Raw genomic sequence first — 1,179 nt, forward strand, 5'->3', positions numbered from 1 at the left:
TTATGCAGTTACTTTAGCAACAACACCCGCACCTACAGTACGACCACCTTCACGGATCGCAAAACGTAGACCTGGGTCCATTGCGATCGGGTGGATCAACTCTACTGACATCTCAACGTTGTCACCAGGCATAACCATTTCTACGCCTTCTTGTAACTTGATTGCGCCAGTTACGTCAGTTGTACGGAAGTAGAACTGTGGACGGTAACCGTTAAGGAATGGAGTATGACGACCACCTTCTTCTTTAGAAAGTACATATACTTCCGCATCGAATTTAGTGTGTGGCTTGATTGTACCTGGTTTAGCAAGTACTTGACCACGTTGTACGTCTTCACGCTTAGTACCACGTAGAAGAACACCACAGTTCTCGCCCGCACGACCTTCGTCAAGAAGTTTACGGAACATTTCTACGCCAGTTACAGTCGTTACAACTGTGTCACGGATACCAACGATTTCAACTGATTCGCCAACTTTAACGATACCAGATTCAACACGACCAGTTACAACCGTACCACGACCAGAGATAGAGAATACATCTTCGATTGGCATTAAGAATGCTTTATCGATTGCACGCTCTGGTTCTGGGATGTAAGAGTCAAGCGCTTCAACAAGTGCAAGAACTGATTTCTCACCATATTCGCCATCATTGCCGTTCAATGCTTGAAGCGCTGAACCACGGATGATTGGAGTGTCATCACCTGGGAAGTCATAAGTAGAAAGAAGTTCACGAACTTCCATTTCTACTAATTCAAGCAATTCTTCATCATCAACAAGGTCGCACTTGTTTAAGAATACGATGATGTAAGGTACACCAACCTGACGTGAAAGAAGGATGTGTTCACGAGTTTGTGGCATTGGACCATCAGTCGCAGCACACACAAGGATCGCGCCGTCCATCTGAGCAGCACCAGTAATCATGTTTTTAACATAATCGGCGTGGCCCGGGCAGTCTACGTGAGCGTAGTGACGGATTGGAGAATCGTATTCTACGTGTGAAGTATTAATTGTAATACCACGTGCTTTTTCTTCAGGAGCTGAGTCGATTTGTGAGTAATCTTTCGCTTCACCGCCGTAAGTTTTTGCACAGATAGTTGCAATCGCAGCAGTTAAAGTTGTTTTACCATGGTCAACGTGACCAATTGTACCCACGTTTACGTGTGGTTTATTACGTTCAAACTT

Annotated in this window: 1 protein-coding gene; it reads right to left on the minus strand. The window is 44.9% G+C overall.

Annotated features, from left to right (window positions below; genetic code table 11):
* The coding region (tuf, locus tag HYG88_RS15120) for an elongation factor Tu (RefSeq protein ID WP_218647903.1) at positions 1-1,179 on the minus strand (1,179 nt) is incomplete at its 5' end.

The sequence above is a fragment of the Acinetobacter sp. SwsAc4 genome (genome assembly GCF_013391535.1).
In the GTDB taxonomy this organism is placed as follows: Bacteria; Pseudomonadota; Gammaproteobacteria; order Pseudomonadales; family Moraxellaceae; genus Acinetobacter.